At 69.3% G+C, this 23,865-nt stretch carries 19 protein-coding genes; 8 read left to right on the top strand and 11 right to left on the bottom strand.

Going from position 1 to position 23,865, the window contains the following annotated elements; genetic code table 11:
- The first annotated feature begins 4 nt into the window (after nucleotides 1-4).
- The 5 genes from ACFFGH_RS04100 to ACFFGH_RS04080 all read left to right on the top strand — a co-directional run bounded on the left by ACFFGH_RS04100 (nucleotide 5) and on the right by ACFFGH_RS04080 (nucleotide 4,629).
- Nucleotides 5-1,069: a protein-glutamate methylesterase/protein-glutamine glutaminase gene (locus ACFFGH_RS04100; protein WP_386665031.1), complete on the top strand. Its 1,065-nt coding sequence runs from the start codon at nucleotides 5-7 to the stop codon at nucleotides 1,067-1,069.
- A gap of 115 nt (nucleotides 1,070-1,184) precedes the next feature.
- Nucleotides 1,185-2,363, top strand: a complete 1,179-nt coding sequence (locus ACFFGH_RS04095; RefSeq protein ID WP_386665029.1) for a methyl-accepting chemotaxis protein — start codon at nucleotides 1,185-1,187, stop codon at nucleotides 2,361-2,363.
- Between the two features lie 26 nt (nucleotides 2,364-2,389).
- Nucleotides 2,390-2,623 (top strand): hypothetical protein, encoded by a 234-nt coding sequence (locus ACFFGH_RS04090; protein WP_386665027.1) that lies wholly within the window; start codon nucleotides 2,390-2,392, stop codon nucleotides 2,621-2,623.
- 409 nt (nucleotides 2,624-3,032) lie between these two features.
- Complete coding sequence (locus ACFFGH_RS04085) at nucleotides 3,033-3,239, top strand: hypothetical protein (protein WP_386665026.1); 207 nt, start codon at nucleotides 3,033-3,035, stop codon at nucleotides 3,237-3,239.
- A gap of 346 nt (nucleotides 3,240-3,585) precedes the next feature.
- The gene (locus ACFFGH_RS04080; protein WP_386665024.1) at nucleotides 3,586-4,629 is read left to right on the top strand and encodes a sensor histidine kinase; all 1,044 of its coding nucleotides are present in this window, start codon (nucleotides 3,586-3,588) and stop codon (nucleotides 4,627-4,629) included.
- A gap of 98 nt (nucleotides 4,630-4,727) precedes the next feature.
- On the opposite strand, the gene ACFFGH_RS04075 is transcribed toward ACFFGH_RS04080, so the two are convergent.
- From ACFFGH_RS04075 to ACFFGH_RS04055, 5 genes are all read right to left on the bottom strand, one after another.
- Nucleotides 4,728-5,318, bottom strand: a complete 591-nt coding sequence (locus ACFFGH_RS04075; protein ID WP_386665022.1) for a class I SAM-dependent methyltransferase — start codon at nucleotides 5,316-5,318, stop codon at nucleotides 4,728-4,730.
- Nucleotides 5,319-5,551: 233 nt separating this feature from the next.
- Nucleotides 5,552-6,367 (bottom strand): TrmH family RNA methyltransferase, encoded by an 816-nt coding sequence (locus tag ACFFGH_RS04070; RefSeq protein ID WP_386665021.1) that lies wholly within the window; start codon nucleotides 6,365-6,367, stop codon nucleotides 5,552-5,554.
- 58 nt (nucleotides 6,368-6,425) lie between these two features.
- On the bottom strand, nucleotides 6,426-7,850 hold the full coding sequence (hpnE, locus tag ACFFGH_RS04065) for a hydroxysqualene dehydroxylase HpnE (RefSeq protein WP_386665019.1): 1,425 nt from the start codon (nucleotides 7,848-7,850) through the stop codon (nucleotides 6,426-6,428).
- Nucleotides 7,851-7,923: 73 nt separating this feature from the next.
- Complete coding sequence (locus ACFFGH_RS04060; protein WP_386665017.1) at nucleotides 7,924-11,058, bottom strand: efflux RND transporter permease subunit; 3,135 nt, start codon at nucleotides 11,056-11,058, stop codon at nucleotides 7,924-7,926.
- A gap of 79 nt (nucleotides 11,059-11,137) precedes the next feature.
- Nucleotides 11,138-12,259: an efflux RND transporter periplasmic adaptor subunit gene (locus ACFFGH_RS04055; protein ID WP_386667335.1), complete on the bottom strand. Its 1,122-nt coding sequence runs from the start codon at nucleotides 12,257-12,259 to the stop codon at nucleotides 11,138-11,140.
- Between the two features lie 246 nt (nucleotides 12,260-12,505).
- Here ACFFGH_RS04055 and cysK point away from each other — a divergent pair, with 246 nt between their 5' ends.
- Both cysK and ACFFGH_RS04045 read left to right on the top strand, forming a co-directional pair.
- Nucleotides 12,506-13,468 (top strand): cysteine synthase A, encoded by a 963-nt coding sequence (gene cysK / locus ACFFGH_RS04050; protein ID WP_386665015.1) that lies wholly within the window; start codon nucleotides 12,506-12,508, stop codon nucleotides 13,466-13,468.
- Nucleotides 13,469-13,470: 2 nt separating this feature from the next.
- Entirely contained in the window at nucleotides 13,471-14,052 is a 582-nt protein-coding gene (locus ACFFGH_RS04045) for an O-acetyl-ADP-ribose deacetylase (protein WP_386665014.1), read from the top strand.
- Between the two features lie 130 nt (nucleotides 14,053-14,182).
- Here ACFFGH_RS04045 and ACFFGH_RS04040 read toward each other — a convergent pair whose 3' ends face one another.
- Together ACFFGH_RS04040 and pyk are read right to left on the bottom strand one after the other, a co-directional pair.
- Nucleotides 14,183-15,193 carry a class I fructose-bisphosphate aldolase gene (locus ACFFGH_RS04040; protein WP_386665013.1) on the bottom strand — a complete coding sequence of 337 codons (1,011 nt, stop codon included), beginning with the start codon at nucleotides 15,191-15,193 and terminating at the stop codon, nucleotides 14,183-14,185.
- 177 nt (nucleotides 15,194-15,370) lie between these two features.
- On the bottom strand, nucleotides 15,371-16,837 hold the full coding sequence (gene pyk, locus ACFFGH_RS04035; protein WP_386665011.1) for a pyruvate kinase: 1,467 nt from the start codon (nucleotides 16,835-16,837) through the stop codon (nucleotides 15,371-15,373).
- A gap of 107 nt (nucleotides 16,838-16,944) precedes the next feature.
- Here pyk and ACFFGH_RS04030 point away from each other — a divergent pair, with 107 nt between their 5' ends.
- Nucleotides 16,945-17,502 (top strand): GNAT family N-acetyltransferase, encoded by a 558-nt coding sequence (locus ACFFGH_RS04030; RefSeq protein ID WP_386665009.1) that lies wholly within the window; start codon nucleotides 16,945-16,947, stop codon nucleotides 17,500-17,502.
- A 69-nt stretch (nucleotides 17,503-17,571) separates the two neighbouring features.
- Here the strand turns inward: ACFFGH_RS04030 and ACFFGH_RS04025 are convergent, their stop codons facing one another.
- The 4 genes from ACFFGH_RS04025 to ACFFGH_RS04010 form a co-directional block, all read right to left on the bottom strand.
- Nucleotides 17,572-18,228 (bottom strand): HAD hydrolase-like protein, encoded by a 657-nt coding sequence (locus tag ACFFGH_RS04025; protein WP_386665008.1) that lies wholly within the window; start codon nucleotides 18,226-18,228, stop codon nucleotides 17,572-17,574.
- Nucleotides 18,225-19,415, bottom strand: a complete 1,191-nt coding sequence (locus tag ACFFGH_RS04020; protein WP_386665007.1) for a phosphoglycerate kinase — start codon at nucleotides 19,413-19,415, stop codon at nucleotides 18,225-18,227. Before ACFFGH_RS04020 ends, ACFFGH_RS04025 begins: the two co-directional genes overlap by 4 nt.
- Nucleotides 19,416-19,496: 81 nt before the next feature.
- Complete coding sequence (locus ACFFGH_RS04015; RefSeq protein WP_386665005.1) at nucleotides 19,497-20,867, bottom strand: DUF3999 domain-containing protein; 1,371 nt, start codon at nucleotides 20,865-20,867, stop codon at nucleotides 19,497-19,499.
- On the bottom strand, nucleotides 20,864-23,566 hold the full coding sequence (locus tag ACFFGH_RS04010; protein WP_386665003.1) for a DUF2339 domain-containing protein: 2,703 nt from the start codon (nucleotides 23,564-23,566) through the stop codon (nucleotides 20,864-20,866). Before ACFFGH_RS04010 ends, ACFFGH_RS04015 begins: the two co-directional genes overlap by 4 nt.
- Nucleotides 23,567-23,865: the final 299 nt, after the last annotated feature.

Below are 23,865 nucleotides of genomic sequence, written 5' to 3'. Positions count from 1 at the left end.
TTTCATGACCCAGGTAGCCAAGCGCCCGGATCGGCGGATCCGTGTGCTCGTGGTCGATGACTCGGCGTTGCTGTGCCGGCTGATCACCGAACTGCTCGAAGCCGATCCGGACATCGAGGTCGTCGGCACGGCGGCCGATCCGTACATCGCACGTGACAAGATCAAGCAGCTCACGCCGGACGTGCTGACGCTCGACATCGAGATGCCGCGCATGGACGGCCTGACGTTCCTGCGCAACCTGATGCGGCTGCGGCCGATGCCGGTGGTGATGGTGTCGACGCTGACCCACGCCGGCGCACAGGCGACGCTGGATGCACTGGCCGCCGGCGCGGTGGACTTCGTGCCCAAGCCGTCCGCGCATCCGCAGCACGGCCTGGGCGAGTACGGCTCGATGCTGGTCGAGAAGGTCAAGGCCGCGGCCCAGGTGCAGGTCGCCGCGCTGACCGATGCGCCGGCCCCGGCCGCACCGCCACCGCCCGCTGCGAAGTACCGCAGCGAAGGCCGCATCATCGCGATCGGCGCATCCACCGGCGGCACCGAAGCGATCCGCAGCCTGCTCGATGGCTTCCCCGCTGATGCGCCGCCGGTGGTGATCGTGCAGCACATCCCCGCCACGTTCAGCACTGCGTTCGCACAGCGGCTCGACCGCAGCAGCCGGCTGAGCGTGCACGAGGCGCAGGACGGCGACGTGCTCCAGGTCGGCCATGCCTATGTCGCACCCGGCGGTCGGCACCTGCGCATCGAGCGCAACGGCACAGACTGGCGCTGCCGCATCGGGGACGACGCCCCCGTGCGCCTGCACCGTCCGAGCGTGGATGCGATGTTCGATTCGCTGGCCGAACACGCCGGGGACGTGACCAGCGCCGCGCTGCTGACCGGCATGGGCGACGACGGCGCACGCGGCATGTGTGCGCTGCGCAAGGCCGGCGCACCGACGTTTGCCCAGGACCAGGCCAGCAGCGTGGTCTGGGGCATGCCCGGCGCAGCCGTCGCGCTCGGTGGCGCCGGCCAGGTGCTGCCGCTCGGCCGCATCGGCGCGGCCTTGCTGGCGAGCACCGCCGACGCGTAAGCCGGCGCGGAATGCCGCTTTCCGCGTCGCACTGTGACGCGCGTTGCGGCATCGCGCTCAAGCGACCGCGATACGCGCCGTTACCTCCTTCATGAACACCTCGACGAGATCGACGATGGACCCTCGCACCATGATCCGGCTGGCCGCTCCGCTGGCCATGACCCTCCTGCTGATCCTCGCCATGGCGATGGAGTGGCCCGGCGCGGTGCGCTGGGGCGCCCTGGTCGCGATGACGGCCGCATGGCTGGCGTTTGCATGGACCATGACCCGCCCGGGCGCCGGCCGTGACCGCAACGTGCTGGCCGAGCAGAACCGTCTTCTCGAGGAAATGCGCACCTTCATCGGCGCCGAAGTGCAGGGCTCGCGCGGCGAGATCGACCGCACCCGCGAACTGATCCGCGAGTCGGTTTCCAAGCTTGGCCACAGCTTCGAGGCGGTCAATCGCCAGTCGCGCCAGCAGAGCCAGGTCGTTGCGCGCATTGTCGATCGCACCGACTCCGGCAACAGCGGCGGCATGGACGTGTCGCAGTTCGCGCTGCAGGCCAGCCAGAAGATGGAGCAGCTCGTCGAGGCGCTCGAGGACGTCGCCGGCCAGAGCAACGTCACCGTGACCCACATCGATGCGATGGCGGTGCACCTGGACGGCATCTTCGCACTGCTCGAAGACGTCAAGTCGATCGCCGACCAGACCAACCTGCTCGCGCTGAATGCCGCGATCGAAGCGGCGCGTGCGGGTGAAGCCGGCCGCGGCTTCGCAGTCGTCGCCGACGAGGTGCGCAACCTGTCCGAGCGCAGCACCGCGTTCAACGAGCAGATCCGCAAGCTGGCGCACAGCTCGAAGGATTCGATCTCCCGCGTCCGCGAAACCGTCGTGCAGATGGCCTCGCGCGACCTGGACCGCTCACGCGGTGCCCGCGTCGAAGCCGCTGCGATGCTCGAGCGCGTCGAAGGCATCAACCGCGGCCTGGGCAACGGCATGCGCGAGATCGCCGACTGCGGCCGCTCGATCGATGTCTCGGTGGCCGAGGCCGTGCGTTCGCTGCAGTTCGAGGACATCGCGACCCAGGCATTGGGCGCCGCGACGGTCCACCTCGACCGCCTGAATGCGATCAACCGTGAAGCGAGTGCTCTGCAGGAGCTGCTGCAGCGCGGCAACATCAACGAAACCGAACGCATGCAGGCGCTCAACCGCCTCGGCCAGCGCATCGGCCAGATGCGCACCGACTGGGAGCGTCCGCCGCACAAGCCGGTGATGCAGCAGTCGATGGATGCAGGCAGCGTCGAGCTGTTCTGATCGCGGAAGCCGCAGTCCGCACCAAAATGAGAGAGGCCGCGCACCGCAAGGGCGCGGCCTTTTTCGTTGCTGGTTTCTCGTTAGGACTGGCAGTTGCCAGCGATGTGGGCGGCGTTACGCCTGTGCCTGTGCCTTTCCCTGCACTTCTGCTGGTGTTGACGATGTCGTTGGTGGCTGTATCGCTGTCCAGCGTCGATGTTCATCGCGATTTCGGCGCCGTCGCTGCATTTGCCGTTCGTAACATCCAAACGCCGACCTAACCGTAGACCCGAAGGGCGGCGGGCATGGATGCCCGCCGTTTTCCGACTGAGCCAAGGATTGGCGAATCGGAAAATCCCCGGCAACCGGCCGATCGCGAGCCTGTGCCCTGCCGGGGAAGGCCATTTCTTTTGGTTACTTTTTTTTGGGCCAGCAAAGAAAAGTAACCCGCCCGCAGGCGGAAGCTGTTGCTCCTCCTCGCATGTCGCTGCGCGCGCGGCCGAACGTCATGTCGAAGCTGGAGCTCGCGCTGCGCACGCGCTTTTTTTCGCGACCTAAGCCAACAGCGTTTGGAGCAAGAGCTTCCGCCTTGCGGCGGGTCACTTTTCTTTGCTGGCCCAAAGAAAAGTAACCAAAAGAAACGGCTTTTCCCCGAGGGATCTACAGCTGGCGATCGGACGGCTGGTCGGGATGTTCCGATTCGCCATTCCATGGCTCAGTCGGAAAACGGCGGGCATCCATGCCCGCCGCCCTTCGGGTCTACGACTGCATCGGCTTTTGGCTTTGCTCGACGGCAACGGCAACGGCAAGAAAAAGGGAAAAGGAAAGGGCAAGGGCAAGGGCAGTGGAAACGCCGAGCGAGGACGACTGCTGCCATGGACGCAATGGCAGCGGTAATCGCACTGGTGCAGGCGACCCCATGGAGAGCACCACAACCGTGTCCAGCCGAGGCGCCCGCGACCGCATCACTATGGTCGCCACGACCGTGGAAGGCGGCGCGTCGTCGAGTCGCCCAACCGCCGCGCGGCAGCGAAAGCCGGACAAGTACTCAAGCGTCGCAAGCTCAACCACCCTGCCCGGCAGCCGCCAGCCCCCTTCAGCAATCGAAAGGCCCCCTGCCCGCGCAGTCGCACCGCACTCGCACCACCCGGGCACCGGGCACCACGCCCCACCCGCACCCGCATCACGCGACAAACCTCCGCGCACCCTCGCGAAATCACTCTCCAGTCGGCACACTCGACGCATGCCCGACACGCCGGTCCCGATGCCCCCCGCCGAATGCGAGCGCCAGCTTCTCGCGCTCGCCGACGCACTGCCGGTGGGCGTGGTGGTGGTCCAGGACGGACGCGTGTACGCGGTGAATTCGGTTGCTGCCCGCCAGTTCGCAGCGCAGCCTCGTGCACTGTCGGGCTGCTTGGCACAGGCCCTGTTCGCCGATCCGGATGCGGCCGCGGCCCTGCTCGACGAACCACCCGTGCAGGAACGCCAGCTGAGCTTGCGCCGTGCCGATGGCGAGCTCTTCCGTGCCGAGCTCAGCGCACGCGCGCTCGAGGTCGGCGGACGCGCGTTACGGCTGCTGTTCGTTTGTGACCTGTCCGAAAGCGACCGCATCCGCGACCAGCTCGAGCGCCAGCACGACGAGTTGCAGGCAATGACGCGGCGCGTACTCAGCGTGCAGGAAGACGAGCGCCGTACGTTGTCGCACGAGCTGCACGATGACATCGGCCAGCAGATCACCGCGATCAAGCTCGGCGCGATGGCGCTGCAGGACGACACCGACCCCGTACGACGCGCCGAGATACTGGCCGAGATCATCGAGATCACCGACCAGACCGTCGCGAAGGTGCGCAACCTCTCGCTGCTGCTGCGCCCGCCGCAACTTGATGCGCTCGGGCTCGAGGCCGCGCTGCGCTGGCAGGCGGGCACGATGTTCCGCAACGGCCGCCCGAAGCTCGAGCTCGACATCGAGCCCTTGCCGGCGCGCCCACCGCCAGCCGTCGAGCTTGCGTGCTTCCGCATTGCGCAGGAGTCGCTGACAAACGTGCTGCGCCACGCGCAGGCCCGCCACGTCACGCTGCGTTTGGCCCGCCAGGACGACTCACTCACGCTTGAAGTCAGCGACGACGGCCGCGGCTTCTCCGGCGACGACGCGAACGGACTCGGCCTGGTGACGATGCGCGAGCGCGCGCAGCAGGTCGGCGGCCGCCTCGATGTCGACAGCGATCCCGCGCACGGGACACGAGTGCGTGCCGAGCTGCCGCTGCAGCATCCCGAACCCGACCGCTAGACCGCTAGACCGCGCGCGGCGTGTGCGGCGTGTGCAGCTCGTGGCATGTGGCGCCGCTCCAGCGGCGCCTAGGCTTCACTCGGCCTTACTACCTGGCCTCAACGGTAGGCGCGGATCACCCACACACCCTGCGGCAGCGCCACATCGACGCCCTGAACGCGGCACGCCTGGACCTCGCGTAGTCCAGCAGCACGCATATCGTCGAGCAGCGCCCATCCGAAATGGTGGAAGCACACCACGCCGCCGCTGATCGGGTCGCCGTGGAACTCGGGCTCGCCTGCGTGCTCGATCGAACCGTCCGCATTGAGCCGCGCAATCTGCTCGTTCTCGACGCGGTCCTCGTAGAACGGAACCGTCAGCACCAGCACTCCGCCGGGCCGCAGTACGCGTGCACATTCGCGCAGCGCCGCGCGGAAGTCCGGCACGTGCTCGAGTACGTCGAGGCTGATCACCGCGTCGAGCGACGCGTCGGGCAGCCTCAACGCCGTCAGGTCCTCATCGCGGATCCACGCGCGTACGCCCTGCCGCAGCAGCCACGCCGACAGCCTCAGACGCCTGCGCCAGCCCGGCCGGTACTCGCTGCCGACCAGTGTGCCGACGCGCCGCCGCAGTGCGACGAAAAACGGGCTCGCCTGCTCGGTCCCATAGACCCGCGCGGTCGCCGGCGACGGCAAGGCGGCGAGCAGCATTTGGGCTGCGGCACGCTGGCGTGCGTTGCAACGGCAGCGGACGCAGGCCAGACCTTCGCGCATCGAATCGGCTGAAGGCGCTTGCTCGAAGCCGTACGCGGCTTCGCACAGCACGCACCTACCGGGCACGGCCGGCGCGGCGAGCACGTCCTGCACTGCATGGGCTTCGGTTTGCCGGATCGGGCCGGCTTCAACTTCCCAATCGGGTAGCGAGTCCCAGGCAGCCTCTGCAATCACGCCCGGGCCCGCCACGCCGCCAGCATCACGGCAGTCGCCGCAGCCACGTTCAGGCTTTCGACCGCGCCAGTGCCCGGGATCGACAGTTGGAGGTCACAGCCCGATGCCAGCTCGCGGTCCATGCCCTCGCCTTCGGCGCCCAGCACGTACACCAGCCGCGCCGGCGGCGCGGTCGCGAACAGGTCGCGGCCGCCGGACACCACCGTCGCGGCGAGCGTGAAACCGGCGCCACGCAGCTGAGCGAGCGCGTTGTCGCTGCGCCCGAGCCGCACCAGCGGCACCGCCTCGGCGCCGCCTTCGGCCACGCGTGCGGCCGCGCCGGACAGCGCCAGTGTCGAGTCCTTCGGCAGCAGCACCGCGGCCACGCCGAAATGCGCGGCCGAGCGCAGGATCGCGCCGAAGTTGTGCGGATTGCCTACGCCGTCGAGCCAGATCGCGCACTGCGGCCCATCGGGCAGGTCGCGCAGCCACGCCGACAGTGGCGTCGGCTCGACACGCAGCACATCGGCGACCACGCCTTCGTGATGCGCGCTCGCGGCCAGCCGATGCAGGTCCTCTTCCTCGACCACGCGATAGCCGACGCGGTGCGCGACGCACCACTTCAGCAGCGGCTGCAGCGCGGGAATGCGCCCCTCGGTCAGGTACAGCTTGCGGATCGCATCGGGCCGGCGCGCGAACACCGCACGCACGGCGTTGAGCCCGTACAGGCGCAGCTCTTCGCGTGGGCCTGGACCGGCCGGTCCGCGCCCGGCGTCCGATGCGGGCGGCCGGCGCGGTTCGCGTTCGCTGCGGGACTTCCAGGGCGACGGCATGGCGGTGACCTCGAGCGGGCCGCCGATGATAGCCGGGCGCGTCCGGCCGCCGCGCGGCTCAGCGCAGCGAACGGTGCCCGATCAGCGCCGCAAGCCCCTGCAGCGTCGGCACCGGCCGCGCGATCGCCTCGGCGCGACCGCCTGCGGTCGACAGCACGGCCTCCGCTGCCAGCCAGCCGCCACGCACGGCGCTTTCCATCGAGGATGGCAAGCCGGTGTCGAGCCAGTCGCCCGCGAGAAACAACCCTTCGACCGGCGTGATGGGCCCCGGGCGCAAACGCTCGGTGCCCGGGTGCGGCGACGGGATCGCCATCGGAATCCGGTGCACGCTCGCGTGCGTCACGTGGGCATCGGCCGCGCCGGGGACGAACTCGGCCGCTTCGCGCACCGCCGCCTGGACGATCTGGTCGTCCGAAAGCCCGGCGGCACGGTCGCTGTGGATCAGGTTGCAGGCGATCACAGACGCGCGGTCCCGCCAGCCGCTACGGATGTTCGACAGGTCGTAGAAATCGTAGTGCAGCGTGCGCGGCGTCCAGACCTTCGACCAGAACGGCTCGCGGGTGAGCTTGCGATCGAACCAGAGGTAGCTGCTGATGTACGGGCTTGGCTTGAACCGGGCGAACGAATCGAACAACCCGTGGCGCCCGGTCCAGTGCGGCGGCAGCATCGCTCTGAGCGCGTCCGGCGGCACCGCGGCGATGCACCGCGGCGCATGCAGCTCGGCGCCATCGCGGAGGCGCACGCCGGTCGCCGACGCATCGCCGATCAGGCCTGCGACCGGCGCGCCGAACCGCACCTTGCCCCCGTTCGCCTCGATCGCGCGGATCGCCGCCGGCGCGAACAGATCGCCGAGCCCGACCTTCGCCAGCCCGACCTCGTAACCGCTGACGCCGATCAGAAAGCGGAACAGCTGCAGCAGGGCGCCGGCCGAGCACTCGCCCAGCGGCACGTTCATCAGCGTCATCGCGCCTGTGCGCCAGAACCAGTCGATGAAGTGCGGCGTCACGCCCAGCCTGCGCACGAGCGTCTCGGCGTCGATCGCATCGAGCGCCTGCACGTCATCGGCCGTCAGCCGCAGGGTGCGCCACAGCACGCGTGCATTCGAGACCAGGTCATGCATCGGCGCCTGCGGCGCCTTCAGCAGGCTCGGCAGCAGATGCAGCGGCGCGGGCAGCGGGTCGACGCGGATCTCCAGTTGCGGCTGGTCGGCCAGCAGCAGGAAGCGCCGGCCCTGCCAGGCGATCTGCTCGTGCGTGCCTAGCCGCTCGAGCATCGCGCGCAGGTTGCGGTATTCGGACAGCAGGATGTGCGGGCCGATATCGACGCGGTCGCCGGTCGTCGCGTCGGTCCAGCTGCGTGCCCGCCCGCCGGGCGTGTCGCTCGCCTCGAGTACGGTGACGCGCAGGCCGCGGTCGGACAGCGCAAGCGCGCATGCAAGTCCGGCGAGCCCGGCGCCGATGACGATCGCGTCGGTCCCGGCCATGCACCGAGCTTGCCGGCGCGACTGTCGCGGGCGCGTCGTTCCGCAGCGCCCGCGCTTGAGTGCCGCACGGGCCTCAGGCGTGCCCGCCGACTTCCGGCGTGCTGGCCTCCAGCTTTTCCAGCTCGTGCGCGACCGCGTCCGGCGAGCGCGTGTATTTCGCAAGCACCCCGTAGAACGCCGGCACGACGAACAGCGACAGCAGCGTCGAGAACGACACGCCGAAGATCACCACGACGCCGATCGTCGCGCGACTTGCCGAGCCCGGGCCGCCGGCGAGCACCAGCGGCAACGCGCCGACCACGGTCGCCAGCGAGGTCATCAGGATCGGGCGCAGGCGCACCGCGGACGATTCGATGATCGCCTCGCGGATCGCCATGCCCTCGTCGCGTAGCTGGTTTGCGAACTCGACGATCAGGATGCCGTTTTTCGCCGCCAGGCCGACTAGCATCACGATGCCGATCTGGCTGAAGAGGTTGAGCGAGCCGCCGGTGATCCACAGCCCGATCAGCGCACCCAGCACGCCGAGCGGCACGGTGAGCATGATCACGAACGGGTGGATGAAGCTTTCGAACTGCGCCGCCAGCACCAGGTACACGACCAGCAGCGCCAGCGTGAATGTCAGCAGCACTGCACCGCCCGCGGCCTGGTATTCGCGCGATTCGCCTTTCCAGTCGACCTGGGCGTGCTCGGGCAGTTCTTCTTCGACCACGCCGTTGAGCCACGCGATCGCCTCGCCCATCGGATAGCCCGGCGCAAGCGCCGCGCTGATCGTGATCGCGCGCAGGCGGTTGAAGCGGTTGAGGCTGCCGGGCTCGGCGAGCTCGCGCAGCGTGACCAGGTTCGACAGCGGCACCAGTGCGCCGTCGCGCGCACGCACCTGGATCGCGGCCAGGTCTGCGGGCGATGCGCGGGCGGCGCGATCGGCCTGCACGATGACGTCGTACTCCTCGCCCTCGCGCACGAACGTGGTCACGCGCCGGCTGCCCATCATCGTCTCCAGCGCGCGGCCGATGTCGGTGACGCTGACGCCGAGGTCCGCGGCGCGCTGGCGGTTGATGTCCACGCGCATCTGCGGCCGCGTTTCCTTGTAATCGGAATCGACCGAAAACAGCTGTGGGTTCGCTTCCATCCGCTCGATCAGGATGTCGCGCCAGCGCGCGAGGTCCCCGTACTCGGGCCCGCCCAGCACGATCTGCAGCGGCTGGCCGCGGCTGCGCACCAGGCCGGTGCGCACCTGCGGGTTCGCACGCACGCCGGGCAGCCTGCCGAGCTCGCCACGCAGCGAATCGACCACATCGTTCGTCGTGGTCTCGCGCTTGTCCCAGTCCTGCAAAAAGACGATCACCTGGCCGGTGTGCATCTCCTCGCTCGCGCCGAAGCCGCCGGGCACGCGCGTGTTCGCTCGCTGGATCGGCGCGCCCGACTCGGCATCGCCGGTGTACTTGGACAGGATGTTCTCGACCTGCTCGATCTGGCCGACCGTGTAGTCGAAGCCGGCGCCCTCGGGGCCGACGACCGACACGAAGAACGCGCCGCGATCCTCGGCCGGCGCAAGCTCCGACGGCACCAGCTTGATCAGCACGAAGCTCAACGCCAGCGCACCGAGCATCAGCGCGCCGAACAACCATGGCCGGTCGACCGTGCGGTCCAACAGCCCGCGATAGCGACGCGTCACGCCGTCCAGCCGCGCGTTGACCCAGCGGTTGACGAAGCTCGCCTTCTCCTCGCGATGCGGGCGCACCAGCTTGGACGACATCATCGGCGTCAGCGTCAGCGCGACGAAGGCCGAAATCGCGACCGCACCTGCGAGCGCGACCGACAGCTCGCGGAACAAGCGGCCGGTGTTGCCTTCCATGAAGCCGATCGGCAGAAACACCGCCACCAGCACCGCAGTCGTGGCGATTACCGCGAACGAGACCTGCTTGGTGCCGCGCCGCGCGGCAACCAACCGGGGCTCGCCGAGGTCGGCGCGGCGCTGGATGTTCTCGAGCACGACGATCGCGTCATCGACCACCAGGCCGATGCACAGCACCAGCGCGAGCAGCGTCATCAGGTTGATCGAAAACCCGAACGCGTACAGCGGGATGAACGCCGCAACCAGGCACACCGGCACCGTGACTGCCGGGATCAGCGCCGCGCGCAGGCTGCCGAGGAACAGCCAGATCACGAGCAGCACCAACACGATCGCCTCGCCGAGCGTCCAGTAGACGCGGTTGACCGCGGCCTCGATGAACACCGTGCTGTCGAACGCGACGAAGATCTTCGTGCCTTCCGGCAGCGTCGCCTGGATACGCTCGGCCTCGGCACGCGCCGCACGCGCGACGTCGAGGCTGTTCGCGGTCGAGGTCTTGACGACACCGAGGCCGATGTTCGGCTCACCGTTGCTGCGGTAGTACGCACGGCGCTCGGCCGAGGCGAGTTCGACCTTCGCCACGTCGCCGAGCCGCACGACGTAACCGTCAGTGCCCTGTCGCAGCGGAATCTGCGCGAAGTCCTCGGGCTCGAGATAACCGCGCGCGACGCGCAGCGTGAAATCGCGCGTGTCCGATTCGATGCGGCCGGCCGGCAGCTCGACGTTCTCGGCGCGCAATGCGGTCTCGACCTCGCTCACGGTCACGCCGCGCGCGGCCAGTGCGTCGCGATCGAGCCACACGCGCATCGCATAGCGCTGGCTGCCGCCGACGCGCACCTGGGCCACGCCGTCGAGGCTCGACAGCCGGTCGACGACATAACGCTCGGCGTAATCGGTGAGCTGCAGCGTGTCCATTGCGCTGGAGCTCATGTTGAGCCAGACGATCACCTCCGAATCGCTCTCGACCTTCTCGATCTCGGGCGGATCGGCCTCGTCCGGCAGGCGGTCGGCGACGCGGCTGACCGCATCGCGCACGTCGTTCGCGGCGGCCTCGATCTCGCGCGCAAGCGTGAATTCGATGCTGATCGACGCGCGCCCGTTGACGCTGCGCGACTCGATCGTCTCGATGCCCTCGATGCCGGCGAGCGCGTCCTCGAGCACCTGGGTGATTCGGGTTTCGACGACCGCGGCCGAGGCGCCCGGATAGCTGACGTCGACCGACACCACCGGCGGGTCGATCGCCGGCAGCTCGCGCAGCGTCAGGCGCAGGTAGGCCATCACGCCGAGCACGATCAGCAGCAGGCTGACCACGGTGGCGAACACCGGCCGCCGGATCGACAGGTCCGACAGGCTCATCGCGGCTGCTCCGTCGTCCCCACGCGGTGGCGGGTGTCAGCGCATCGCGCCGGCAGCCCCATCGGGAAGGTCGGCCTGCTCACCGTGCGGCTCCCGCCGGGGCGCCGGCGGCGGGCCTCTGACCCGCTTCGCTGATCTTCGCGCCCGGCCGCAGTTTGCCGGTGCCGTCGACGACGATGCGATCGCCGGCGGCCAGCCCGGAGGTGATTTCAACCTGCCCTTCGCGGCGCGCCCCGGTGCGCACGTCGGCGCGCTCGACCGAGCCGTCGGGCTTCACGCGATAGACGAACGAGTCGCTGCCCACCTGCACCACTGCGATTTCCGGCACCAGCAGCGCGCGGCGCTCGGCCTGCGACAGCGTGACTTCCATCAGCATGCCAGGGCGCAGCAGGCGCTCGGGATTCGGGAAATCGCCGCGCACGGTGACGGCGCGCGTGCCGGCATCGATGCGTGAGTCGACCGTTGCGACCGTGCCGTCGAAGCGGCGGCCGGGATACGCCGCGCTCGTCGCAGTCAGCGCCTGTCCCGGCGCGACCTGCGCAAGCTGCGTTTCGGGGACCGGAAAATCCACGTGCACACGCGCGGTGTCGTCGAGCGTGGCGATTACCGTGCCCGGCGTAACCAGGGTGCCGGGGCTGACCTGGCGCAGGCCGAGTACGCCGGCGAACGGTGCGCGGATCGTGCGGTCGCCGAGCTGTGCGCGGATCTGCGCCACGCGCGCCCGCGCCGCATCGCGCGTCGCGCGCTGCGCGTCGAGCTGCGAGCGTGCGATCAGCTGCTGCCCGGCCAGCTCGTTCTGGCGCTGGAACAAACGCTCCGCTTCTTCGGCCGTCGCCTGCGCCTCGCGCAGTGACGCCTGCTGGGCCTGCCCGCTCAGTGTGATCAGCGGCGCGCCGGCCTTGACCACCTCACCGCTGTCGAAATGCACACGCTCAACGGTTTCGCTGACCTTCGCGGTCAGCGTCACCGACTCGCGGGCCTGCACGGTGCCGAGCGCCTGCACGGTGTCGCTGAACGCACGCGGCTGTACCTGCGCGGTCGTGACCGGCACGGGACGGTCCTCGCCCCCGCCGCCGCGCGCGCCACCGCCACCACCGCGACCAGGCGCGGCATCGTCGCCACCGGTGCAGGCGGCCAGCAGGACGAGCATCAACACAGCAGCGGCGTGCGGAAAGGCGCCGACGGAACGCGGACTGGGCATCGTTGGGACCGGTGGGGGACGGCAAGCGGGCGAGTCTAGCCCCGCATCCCTCACTCCTTCGTGGCAGCCAATGGCGGCACGAAGCGCACGGCTCACGCGGCCCGACCGGGCAAAGCCCTGAACGGGATCGGGCAAGGTGGCTCGACAGGAAGCGTGACAGGGCGCACGATGGGGCCGTGATGCATGACGCACCGTGACGCGGCCGTCGTTGGCGGCGGCTGACGTTTCCCCCAGGGAGAACCGCGCATGATCTTCGACAGCATCCTCGACACCATCGGCCACACACCCATCGTCCGCCTGCACCGGCTGGCGCCGCAGGGTGTCGAGCTGTACGCGAAGGTGGAATCGTTCAACCCCGGTGGTTCGGTCAAGGACCGGCTCGCACTCGCGATCGTGCTCGATGCCGAAGCGCGCGGCGCGCTGAAGCCCGGCGACACCATCATCGAGGCCACCTCGGGCAACACCGGCGTCGCGATGGCGATGGTCTGCGCAGCGCGCGGCTATCAGTTCGTCGCGGTGATGAGCGACAGCTTCTCGGTCGAGCGCCGCAAGCTGATGAAGGCCTACGGCGCGAAAGTCATCCTCACGCCCGCAGCCGAACGCGGCACCGGCATGGTGCGCCGCGCAACCGAACTGGCCGAGCAGCATGGCTGGTTCCTCGCCCGCCAGTTCGCCAACCCTGCCAACCCGGCCTACCACCGCCAGACGACCGCCGCGGAAATCCTGCGCGACTTCGCCGGCCGCCGGCTCGATCACTTCGTGACCGGCTGGGGCACGGGCGGCACGCTGACCGGCGTCGGCCAGATGCTGCGGCTAGCACGCCCCGAAGTGCGCATTACCGCCTGCGAACCGGCGGGCGCGGCCCTGCTGTCCGGCGCCGACTGGCAGCCACACAAGATCCAGGGCTGGACGCCCGACTTCGTGCCCGAGGTACTCGATCGCGACGCTGCCCACGCGGTGCGGCCGATCGATGACGTGCTCGCGCGCGACACCGCGCGGCGACTTTCACGCGAGGAAGGCCTGTTCGTCGGCATCTCTGCCGGCGCCACGGTCGCCGCCGCGTTGAAGGTTGCCCAGGAAGCCGACAAAGGCGCGGTGATCCTCGCGATGCTCCCCGACACCGGCGAGCGTTACCTCTCCACTTTCCTTTTCGAAAACATCGGCGAAGGTTCGGACGACGACTGGCTCTCCGAGCTGGAAGGAGCGTAGATATGGGAATTGAAGTCATCCAGGGCGACATCACCGTCGTTGCGGCCGACGCGATCGTCAACGCGGCAAACGAAACGCTGCTCGGCGGCAACGGCGTCGACGGCGCAATCCACCGCGCGGCAGGCCCGGGCCTGCTCGCCGAATGCCGGCGACTGGCCGAAGTCGAGCCCGGCATCCGCTGCCGGGTCGGCGAGGCCCGGATCACCGGCGCCTACCGGCTGCTGGCGCGCCACGTCATCCACACCGTCGGCCCGATCTGGCAGGGCGGCGAAGCCGGCGAACCCGAGCTGCTTGCGCGCTGCTACCGCAGCGTTCTCGAGCTGTCGCTCAACCACAAGATCAGCTCGATCGCGTTCCCGGCGATCAGCTGCGGCGCGTACGGCTATCCGCCCGAGCAGGCGGTGAAGATCGCAGTGGCCGAAGTGCATGCCTGGAAAGATGCCAATCCACGGCCGGCACGCGTGATCTTCTGCTGCGCCGACCGGGTCATGGCCGACCTGTACCGGGTCGAGCTCGAAGGCGGCTCGGCCACCACGCGTCTGGGTACCGCCGAACCGGCACCGAGCGTGCGTCGCTCGATGTAACGCGCAAACAAGCGCGGTCGCAGCCGGCCGTCCGCCTCGCTCCCGGACGGATCCGGACATGAAAACGCCGGCTCATCGCCGGCGTTTTCGTTTCACCGCGCTACCGGAGCAGCGCGTCGGGCAGCCAAACTCAGGCAGCCGATTTCCACTGGCCGAGCGCTGCCAGGCCGTTGTCGCGTGCGCGGTCGAACACGGTCTGGCGCGCCTGATCGATGTTGCCCTGCAGGTCCTGCGCCCACAGCTTCAGCGCTGCCGACTGCATTGCGCGGCCGTACGAGAACGACAGCGGCCACGGATTCGGACCCATGCGGTTCATTGCGTCCAGGTGCGCGGTCGCGTCCTCGTCGGACTGGCCGCCGGACAGGAACACGATGCCCGGCAGCGTCGCCGGCACGGTCGACTTCAGGCACTGCAGCGTGGCTGCGGCGACTTCCTCGACCGAGGCCTTCTCGCCGCTGGTGGTGCCCGGGATCACCATCGATGCCTTGAGGATCGTACCCTCGAGCATGACGTTATGCTCGTACAGCGATGCGAACAGCGAGCGCAGCGTGACTTCGGTGACCTCGTAGCAGGTGTCGATGTCGTGGCTGCCGTCCATGATCACTTCCGGCTCCACCATCGGCACCAGGCCCTGCTCCTGGCACAGCGCGGCGTAGCGCGCGAGCGCGTGGGTGTTCGCGTCGATGCAGGTGCCCGACGGCGCGTCGTCACTGATGTTGATCACCGCGCGCCACTTCGCGAAACGCGCGCCGAGCTTGTAGTACTCCTCGAGGCGGCCGCGCAGGCCGTCGAGGCCTTCGGTCACGACCTCACCCGGGAAACCGGCGAGCGCATGCGTGCCCTTGTCGACCTTGATGCCCGGGATCATGCCGTTGTCCATCATCAGCTTCGCGAACGGTACGCCGTCCTTGGTGGACTGGCGGATCGTTTCGTCGAACAGGATGGCGCCGGAGATGTACTGGCTCAGGTTCGGGGTGCCGAGCAGCATCTCGCGGTAGGCGCGACGATTCTCCTCGGTGCACTCGATGCCGACGCTGTCGAAGCGCTTCTTGATGGTGGAGGTGGACTCGTCGATCGCGATGATGCCCTTGCCCGGGGCCACCATGGCCAGTGCGGTTTCGGCCAGCTGTTCGATGCTCATGAGACGTCCTGCGGGAGCGGAAGGAAGCCCGCAATTATAACGGTCGCGCCAAGTGCGCACCGTGTGAAGCGTTCGCACACGGCCTGGCCTACCGCCTGCAAGGCAGTTGCATCGACGACACATGTGGTCGGGCGGCCGCCCGCTGCAGGCGGCCGCAATGCGGGCGCGTGGGCCGCGTTACAGCTCGCCGAGCCCCTCGGCCACGCCGTTCTCGCCGATCTGCAGCAGGCGAAGCGTATTGGTCGCGCCATGCTGACCCATGGTTTCACCGCTGGTGAAGATCAGCTGGTCGCCGACCTCGAACAGCCCCGCATCGAACAGCTGCTTCGCCGCGCGCCGGGCCGCTTCGCGCGCGCCCATGCCACCGATCTCGAACGGCACCGCGGTGACGTCGCGCATCAGCGACATGCGGCGGCGCACGCCGGCGTCGTTCGACAGCGCGAATACCGGCGACGGCGAGCGGAACCGCGACAGATACCGCGGCGTACCGCCGGACTCGGTGATCGCGACGATCGCACGCACACCGATGTGCTCGGACAGGAACATCGCCGCCATCGCGATCGCCTGGTCGGCGCGCTCGAGGTTGCGGGGCGCGGCTTCGAAATCGGTGTCGTGCGCGAACGTGCGCTCGGCGCCGAGGCAGATGCGCACCAGCGCCTCGACCGACTTGACCGGGTATTTGCCGGCCGCGCTCTCCTGCGACAGCATCACTGTATCGGTGCCGTCGATCACCGAGTTCGCAACGTCGAGCACTTCGGCACGGGTCGGGATCGGGCTGTCGACCATCGACTGCAGCATCTGCGTGGCAGTAATCACGACGCGGTTGCAGCGCACGGCCTCGCGGATGATCTTCTTCTGCAGGCCCGGCAGTTCGGCGTCACCGATCTCGACGCCGAGGTCACCACGCGCGACCATGACGACGTCGCTGGCCTGGATGATCTCGGTGAGGTTCTCGATCGCTTCGGCGCGCTCGATCTTCGATACGAGGAACGCATCGCTGCCGGCTTCGCGTGCAACGCGGCGGGCGTCTTCCATGTCCTGCGCGGTGCGGCAGAACGAGACGGCAATAAAGTCGGCACCGATCTCGGCCGCGATCTTGATCAGCTCGCAGTCGCGCTCGGTCAACGCGCCAAGCGACAGGCCGCCACCGAGCTTGTTGAGTCCCTTGCGGTTCGACAGCGCACCGTCGTTGAGCACGGTGGTGATGATGCGTTCGCCTTCGACGCGCTCGACGCGCATCTGCATCATGCCGTCGTCGAGCAGCAGCGTATCGCCGGGCGCGACATCGCCTGGCAGGCCGAGGTAGCTGACGCCGACCTCACGCTCGTTGCCTTCCGGCGCGTCGTTGCTGGCCACGAGGTCGAAGCGTTCACCCGCTTTCAGCTGCACGCGGCCTTCGGTGAAGCGCTCGATGCGGATCTTGGGCCCGGGCAGGTCGACGAGGATGCCCACCTCGCGCCCGGCGCGTTTGGCGGCTGCCCGCAGCGCGTTTGCGCGCTCGATCTGGTCGGACGGGTCGCCGTGGGAGAAGTTGAGCCGGACGCAGTCGATCCCGGCCTTGAGCAGCGCGTCGAGCACGCCCGGCGGATCGGTTGCCGGTCCGAGGGTGACCAGGATTTTCGTACGACGCGTTTTTACACTCATGGCATGACTCCAAGATTCCGCGGCAAGCTAGCACAGCACGGATACCACGTTGACTGCATACGTATGCGATGAGCAAGCCCTGCCGAAGCCCTGATAACGACCTGGACATGACCGTACTCGACGGTTTGCGCGTACGACTGCGCGCGTTCCGCGACGACGACCTGCCGCAGTTCTTTGCGCTGCACTCCGACCCGCGCGTGATGCGGTACTGGAGCTTCGCGGCATGGACCGACCTGTCGCAGGCGCAAGCGTATTTCGAGAGCGCGAAGGCCGGCCGCGACCCGGACCGGATGCTCTGCCGCGTGATCGCGCTGCCGGCCGACGACCGTCTGATCGGCGCGGTCACGCTGTACGCCATCAACCGCGAGCAGGGCCGGGCCGAGATCGGCTATGCGCTGTCGTCTGCCCACTGGGGCCACGGCTATGCGCGCGAAGCGGTGCAGCTCGTGATCACGCATGCGTTCGATGTGCTCGGGCTTCGTCGTATCGAAGCCGACATCGATCCGCGCAATGCCGCGTCGTGCCGCCTCGTCGAGCAGCTGGGCTTCGTGCGTGAAGGGCTGCTGCGTGAGCGTTGGCACGTGGCCGGCGAGCTGTGCGACACCGTGCTTTACGGTCTGCTTGCACGTGACTGGCGGGCCGGCGAAGCAGCCACGCGGCCGTGACACTCGCTGCACCGGAACGCGGCCAACCCAGGGCCGACCGCGCCTTCGTAGCTCAGCCCGAACGAGCGGTCAGCGTGTGAACAGGCTCGGCAGTTGCGCAGGCGCGGCCGCGAGCACGCGTGTGCCGGCGCCGCGCAGCTCGTCCTCGCTGCCGAAGCCCCACAGTACGCCGACGCCCGGCATGCGATGGAACGCTGCGCCGTCCATGTCCATGCGGCGGTCGCCGATCATGCAGCACTCGGACGCGGGCACGCCGAGGCGTTCGAGCGCCTCGGCGATCAGTTCGGGCTTGTGGCTCAGGCGCCCGTCCAGCGTTGCGCCGATCACGTTGTCGAAGTGATGGCCGAATGGCAGATGCGAAACGATCTTGCGCGCATGCGGCTCGTTCTTCGCCGTCACGACGGCCAGGCGATGCCCGGCCGCATGCAACGACTCGATCGCGCCGGCAATGCCCGCGTACACGACGTGCTCGGACCAGCCGGCAACTTCGTACCGCTCGCGGTACAGCTCGACCGCGCGCTCGATGCGGGCGAAGTCGTGCAGCAACGGCGCGAAGCTGTCGCGCAGCGGCGGCCCGATCCAGCTGCGCAGCGTCGCATCGTCCGGCACCGGCTCACCCAGCTGCTCGAACGCGTACGCCGCGCAGCGGGTGATGCCAATGGCCGAATCGATCAGCGTGCCGTCGAGGTCGAACAGCAGCGTCGACGCGCTGACCGGCCCGCTCAAGCGCCGCGCTGCGCTAGCGCGGCCACGGCCGGCAGCGTCTTGCCTTCGAGGAACTCGAGGAATGCGCCGCCGCCGGTCGAGATGTAGGAGACCTGCTGCTCGATGCCGTACTTGTCGACCGCTGCAAGCGTGTCGCCGCCACCGGCGATCGAGAAGGCCGAGCTCTCGGCAATCGCACGCGCGAGCGCTTCGGTGCCGCGGCCGAACGCATCAAACTCGAACACGCCGACCGGGCCATTCCAGACCACGGTGCCGGCATTGCGGATCAGCTCGGCATAGCGCGCCGCGGTGTCCGGGCCGATGTCGAGGATCATGTCGTCCGCGCCGACCTGATCGACCGGCTTCACGGTCGCCGGCGCGTCGGCCTTGAACTCGGGCGCAACGACGACGTCGGTCGGCACCGGAATGTCGGCGCCGCGCGCCTTCGCCTGCGCCATGATCTGCTTCGCGGTGTCGACGAGGTCGCGCTCGACCAGCGACTTGCCGACGTCATGGCCCATCGCAGCAATGAACGTGTTCGCGATGCCGCCGCCGACAATCAGCTGGTCGACCTTGCCGACCAGCGACGACAGCAGTTCGAGCTTCGTCGACACCTTGCTGCCGGCAACGATCGCGAGAAGCGGGCGGGCCGGCGTTTCGAGCGCGTTCGCAAGCGCATCGAGCTCGGCCATCAGCAGCGGGCCACCGCAGGCGATCTTCGCGTGCCGGGCCACGCCATGCGTGGAGGCCTGCGCGCGGTGCGCGGTGCCGAACGCATCCATGACGAACACGTCGCACAGCGCCGCGTACGCCTTCGACAGCGCCTCGTCGTCCTTGCCCTCGCCGACATTCATGCGGCAGTTTTCGAGCAACGCGATCTCGCCGGGCTTCACCTCCACGCCGCCGACCCAGTCGCGCACCAGCGGCACTTCGACGCCGAGCAGTTCCGACAGCCGCTTCGCGACCGGCTCGAGCGAATCCTCCGGGCTCCACACGCCTTCCTTCGGCCGGCCCAGGTGCGACATCACCATCACCGCAGCGCCTTTTTCCAGCGCAGCGCGCAGCGTCGGCAGTGCCGCCTGGATGCGCTGTTCGGAGGTGATGCGGGCCTCGCCGCTTTGGCTGCGTTCGATGGGCACGTTGAGGTCCTCGCGGATCAGCACGCGCTTGCCGGCGAGGTCGAGGTCGGTCATGCGAAGAATGGTCAAGGCAAAGCTCCTGGACTGGGACGGCACGGTGGGCCAAGCCGCGTATTGTCGCGGCGGCCGGTCCGGATGGAAAACGCCGGCTCAGCCCCGCGCAGGACGCGGTGCGTGTAACAGGCTGGCCGCGAAGGCCGCCACGGTGATTGCCGCCAGCCCCAGCACGCTCCACAGCAGCCATGCCTTCCAGTCGCGCACCGGGCGCAGCGCCGCCTCGCCTGCGAGTTCGCGCATCGCACCGAGCCGGGCCATGGCCGGCTGCCAGCCGGTGCCGCGCGCAGCACGCAGTGCATCGAGCAGCGCCGGCACTGGAGCGTCGGCGCGACGCGCTTCGGCACTGCCGGCCACCAGCGTGTACGGCGGCGCGCCCTGGGCGACGAACACCAGTGATTCGGGCCGGTAACCGAGCCGCAACACCGGCGATCCGCTGATCGGCGCGCTCGAACGCAGGCGCCAGTAACGATCGCGCACGAGCCGCGCGAGCGGCTGCGGAGCGGAGTGCGTGCTGCTGGCCGATGCGCCGATGCGGAACGCGATCCATGGGCCTGCCACGGCGCGCCACGGCGCCTCGGGGTCGTCGCGTGTTTCGAGCCGCCACTCGACCGCGTGGTTGCCCGGCAGCTCGACATCGGCGGTATGCACCGGGAAACGCCCGTCCAGCTCGTATTCGAAGACCGTCGCTTGCTGCGAAGACTCCGCGGCCGCCGGGCGCGGCGATAGCGTAAGCCAGCGCGGCGGGACGGTCGGTGCAGCAACCGCGACTTCTGCAGTGACCGCAGTGATTTCAAGGCCGGCGGCGCCCGGCTCCGGGGTCAGGCGCAGATAGCGCGCGACCGGCGCATCGCTGAACTCGATGCGCTGCTGCAGCAGCCGGCGGCCGTCCTGGCGCAGGTCCACGAGTCGGCCGTGCGTAGCCAGGGTGCGCCAGTGCTCGAGGTCGTGGCTGGCCTCGATGCGGTAGCCGGCATCGACTGCGCCCACATCGCGCCATTCGAGTTCGAGCGCGGCCAGCGGAGCACGCACGCTGCTGGCATCGACGAGCAACGCCCCCTGCGGCGCACCGGGCGCCTGCGGCGCGCCGCCGCGTACGTCCACCCGCCGCAGGCGACCGTCCGCATCGGCCTCGGTAACCAGGGACCAATGACCGTCCGCGGTACTGCGCGAGGGCGGCGGCAACGCGAACCACGGCAGTTGCCGCCGCGGCGCAACCCGCGCCGCGGGCGGAGCGGCCGCGATCAGCGACGCGGGCATCGCCGCGCCGTTGCGATCGATGACGGTCAGGTCGCGCAGCGTCGGCGTACGGATACGCCGGTAGACGGTCTCGTCGAGCACGACCCGGAAGGCTCCGTCGTCCGACCGCGCCGCAGCGAGCGGCCACTGCCAGGCGTAGTCGCCGCGGGGCGTCGCGAGGGCGACTATCGGCAGCAGCAGCGCGATGCAGGCCATTAGGCGCTTCATGCCGGGCTCCCGTCGGCCGCGAGCGTGACAGTCGCCGCGCGCGGCGGTGCCGGCGCGAAGTACCCAACCACCGTGCACAGCACGCCGTACGCCATGAACGACACGATGCCGAGCAGGTTGCCCAGATGCAGGCGATCGATCAGCAGCAGCTTCGCGAGTACCACCGCCATCAGCACGGCGCCCGCGAGCCAGAGCGTGCGCTGCCCCCGGCGCGAACCGACGATCCAGCCGAACACCCCGAGCAGACTCCAGACGACCGTCAGGCTGGTCTGCACGAGGCTGGTCGACAGCATCCCGGCATCCCAGTCGACACCGCCCCAGTGGTGCGCCGTGCGCAGCGTGGTCGTGCTCACGAGCGCGAATGCAGCGCCAGCAAGCAGCGGGATGCGCCGTTCGCGCCAGAGCACCGGTGCCAGCGGTGAGGCGAGCCAGCCGGCAAGCACCCCAAGCGCGGCCAGCTGGGCCAGCTCGAGCGGATTGAGCAGTGGCAGCCACGGCAGCGGCGTGCTCTGCGCGGCGTGGAAAAGTGCCATCGCGCTGCCGATCGCGACCACGGTCATCAAACCCTGCTGAAGCGGTGCCCGCCACTGATCGAACGCATGCGCGAGCGGCCACGCCACCCGACCCGGCCGCCATTGCGCGGCCGCCGCCAGCGCCAGCCACGGCAGCGCGACCAGCGCGAAGCGCCAACCACCGCCGAGGCCCGTCTGCTGCGCGATCTCGTGCAGCGCCAGCGACAGTGCGAGCGCCCACGCGAGCAGCCAGGCCGAATGCGCCGCGCCGAGCCCGCGTTCGACCTGCGTGCCGAGAATCCTCAGCATTGACGCGCCCGCCAGCGCGTAAGCAACCCATGCGAGCGCGCCGAGACCTGCGAACGGCTGCGCATGCGCCGCGGCCTGCAGCCATGCGAGCGGCAGTGCGCACGCCAGCGCGGCCATCGCGGTCCACGCCAGTGCCGGGGCAGGCTCGCGCCGGTGCATGACCGCGGCAAGCCAGCCACTGGCGACCAGGAACAGCAACGCGGCGTCGGCCTTCGCGACCGCGACGAGGAAGCCGTCAATCTCGCCCAGCCCGTTTCCGAGCCACCATGCGAGCCCCCAGAGGTAGTACGCCGCCGCCACGTTAGTGCCGGTTTCGCGCCGGTAGCTGTACGCACTGGCAAATCCCGCGAGCGCGATCAGCGCTGCGCTCATGAACGCGGCATTCGCAATGGCCGGGGCACCTGCAGGCACATCCGTGCCGCCGATAAAGAACGCAACCGCCGCCGCGACCTGCAGCAGCGCGCCGCCCAGCTGCGGCAGGCGCCGCTGCTGCCGAAGGCCCAGCCACGCGGCCGCCGCGCCTTCGAGTGCGAACACACCCGCAGTCGCGCGCGCCGACAGTGCGAGCGGTACAGCGAGCGTTGCAAAGCCCACCGCGAGTACCGCGTACGGCGCCACCAGCGGCTCGAAATGCTCGCGCCGTCGCAACCATGTCGCCAGCGCCGCATACAGCGCGCCGAGCCCGACCGCGCAGAACGCGAGCGGCAGCCGTTCGCCTTCGAGCAACGCGGCCTGCAGCGAAAACGCGACCAGCGGCGTGCCGAACAGCAGGCAGCCATCGACGAAATCGCGCCGGCCGGGTGCGCGCCGGCGGGCGTACAGAATCGGGATCAGCAGGTAGAACGCGAAGAACAGCAGCAGGAACGGCTGGACGGTCGCGAAGTGCTCCGGGCGGTAGCTCAGTACGCCCCAAAGCGTGCCGATGCCGAACGTAAACGCGAAGCCCAGCGCATTGAGCATGCGCCACGGGCGCACCCAGGCGATGGCGAAAATGCCCGTATTGAGCAATGCGTAATAGCCGAACAGCGCGACATGGCTGCCCTGCCCGGTCGAGAGCCAGATCGGCGCGAGGAAGCCAGCAAGCAGGCCGAGCACGGCGAGCACGCGCGCGTTCTGCAGTACCGACAACACGCCCAGCCCGGCGACCAGCACGACGCTGAGCCCGAACGCCGCGCCCGCGGGCAGCAACTGGTAGAGCTTCGATGCCGCGAACACGACCAGCAGCAGCACGCCGATCGCACCACCCTGCAACGCGAGCGCGAAGCCGCGACGGGCGTCGCGCTGGCGCCATGCGAACACGAGCGCGGTAAGCGCCGCCGAGCCGATGCCGGCGAGCCGCAGCTCGATCGGCAACGTCATCCAGCCCTGGTCGCTCGCGTACTTGAGCAGTGCGGCCACGCCGGCCATCAGCACCAGCATGCCGACCTTCACCGGTACGTTGCCCTCGGTGAACCAGCGCCTCGCTGCGCGCGCGGCCAGTGCGATGGGATCGGGCCGTGCGGCCTGTGCCCGGGCGGCAGCGGGCCTTGCTTCGACTTGCGGCCGTGCCGGCAACGGTGAAGGCGCCCCGCGCGACGCTTCCGGGCGAGGCACCAGCGGAGGCGCGACCGGCGGCGGTGGCGTATCGACCGCGCCGGGCGGCGTTTGAGCCGCGGGTGCAGCGCGCGCGGTGGGCGCAGCGCCTGCTCCCGCCTGCCGCTGCATCCAGTCGCCGAGCGTAGAGCCGCTCTGGACGTCGCGATCAGCCTGCAGCTGCGCGATGCGCAGTTCCAGCGTGGTGACCCGCGAGCGCAGGCCCGCAATCATGACCAGTGCGACAACCAGCAGCACCGGCACCGACAGCAGCGCGAGCACCAGCAACCCGAACCATCCTTCCATTGGACTTCCCCCCTGTGGGTCGCCACGTCGATACGACGCCTTGCTTCCTTGCAGCCTCGGCGTTGCGGCTTGGCCGCACCGCAGAACCACTGAACCGCGCAAAACGGTACACCAGTCCCCCGGTCCGGGCCATTGGAGCAATGCTTATGCCGACCGGCGGTGGATCTCGATATGTGGCGCTTATCAAGCACTCGCGCCACACCATCTTGGCCGCGCCTTCGACGCCTGTGATGCCGGCCGGATGACGCTGCTCGCGGGCTTGGCCGGCGGGCCTGGTGGATGGGCTTGCGGTCCCGAGT

It is taken from the genome of Lysobacter korlensis, from assembly GCF_042434515.1.
The sequence above is the reverse complement of the archived record's forward strand: the minus strand, read 5'-3'. Positions and strand labels throughout refer to the sequence as shown.

Coding starts and splice junctions, on each gene's coding strand:
- ACFFGH_RS04100 (WP_386665031.1), top strand. CDS start 5: ATGACCCAGGTAGCCAAGCGCCCGGATCGGCGGATCCGTGTGCTCGTG.
- ACFFGH_RS04095 (WP_386665029.1), top strand. CDS start 1,185: ATGGACCCTCGCACCATGATCCGGCTGGCCGCTCCGCTGGCCATGACC.
- ACFFGH_RS04090 (WP_386665027.1), top strand. CDS start 2,390: ATGAGAGAGGCCGCGCACCGCAAGGGCGCGGCCTTTTTCGTTGCTGGT.
- ACFFGH_RS04085 (WP_386665026.1), top strand. CDS start 3,033: ATGTTCCGATTCGCCATTCCATGGCTCAGTCGGAAAACGGCGGGCATC.
- ACFFGH_RS04080 (WP_386665024.1), top strand. CDS start 3,586: ATGCCCGACACGCCGGTCCCGATGCCCCCCGCCGAATGCGAGCGCCAG.
- ACFFGH_RS04075 (WP_386665022.1), bottom strand. CDS start 5,318: ATGCTGCTCGCCGCCTTGCCGTCGCCGGCGACCGCGCGGGTCTATGGG.
- ACFFGH_RS04070 (WP_386665021.1), bottom strand. CDS start 6,367: ATGCCGTCGCCCTGGAAGTCCCGCAGCGAACGCGAACCGCGCCGGCCG.
- hpnE (WP_386665019.1), bottom strand. CDS start 7,850: ATGGCCGGGACCGACGCGATCGTCATCGGCGCCGGGCTCGCCGGACTT.
- ACFFGH_RS04060 (WP_386665017.1), bottom strand. CDS start 11,058: ATGAGCCTGTCGGACCTGTCGATCCGGCGGCCGGTGTTCGCCACCGTG.
- ACFFGH_RS04055 (WP_386667335.1), bottom strand. CDS start 12,259: ATGCCCAGTCCGCGTTCCGTCGGCGCCTTTCCGCACGCCGCTGCTGTG.
- cysK (WP_386665015.1), top strand. CDS start 12,506: ATGATCTTCGACAGCATCCTCGACACCATCGGCCACACACCCATCGTC.
- ACFFGH_RS04045 (WP_386665014.1), top strand. CDS start 13,471: ATGGGAATTGAAGTCATCCAGGGCGACATCACCGTCGTTGCGGCCGAC.
- ACFFGH_RS04040 (WP_386665013.1), bottom strand. CDS start 15,193: ATGAGCATCGAACAGCTGGCCGAAACCGCACTGGCCATGGTGGCCCCG.
- pyk (WP_386665011.1), bottom strand. CDS start 16,837: ATGAGTGTAAAAACGCGTCGTACGAAAATCCTGGTCACCCTCGGACCG.
- ACFFGH_RS04030 (WP_386665009.1), top strand. CDS start 16,945: ATGACCGTACTCGACGGTTTGCGCGTACGACTGCGCGCGTTCCGCGAC.
- ACFFGH_RS04015 (WP_386665005.1), bottom strand. CDS start 20,867: ATGAAGCGCCTAATGGCCTGCATCGCGCTGCTGCTGCCGATAGTCGCC.
- ACFFGH_RS04010 (WP_386665003.1), bottom strand. CDS start 23,566: ATGGAAGGATGGTTCGGGTTGCTGGTGCTCGCGCTGCTGTCGGTGCCG.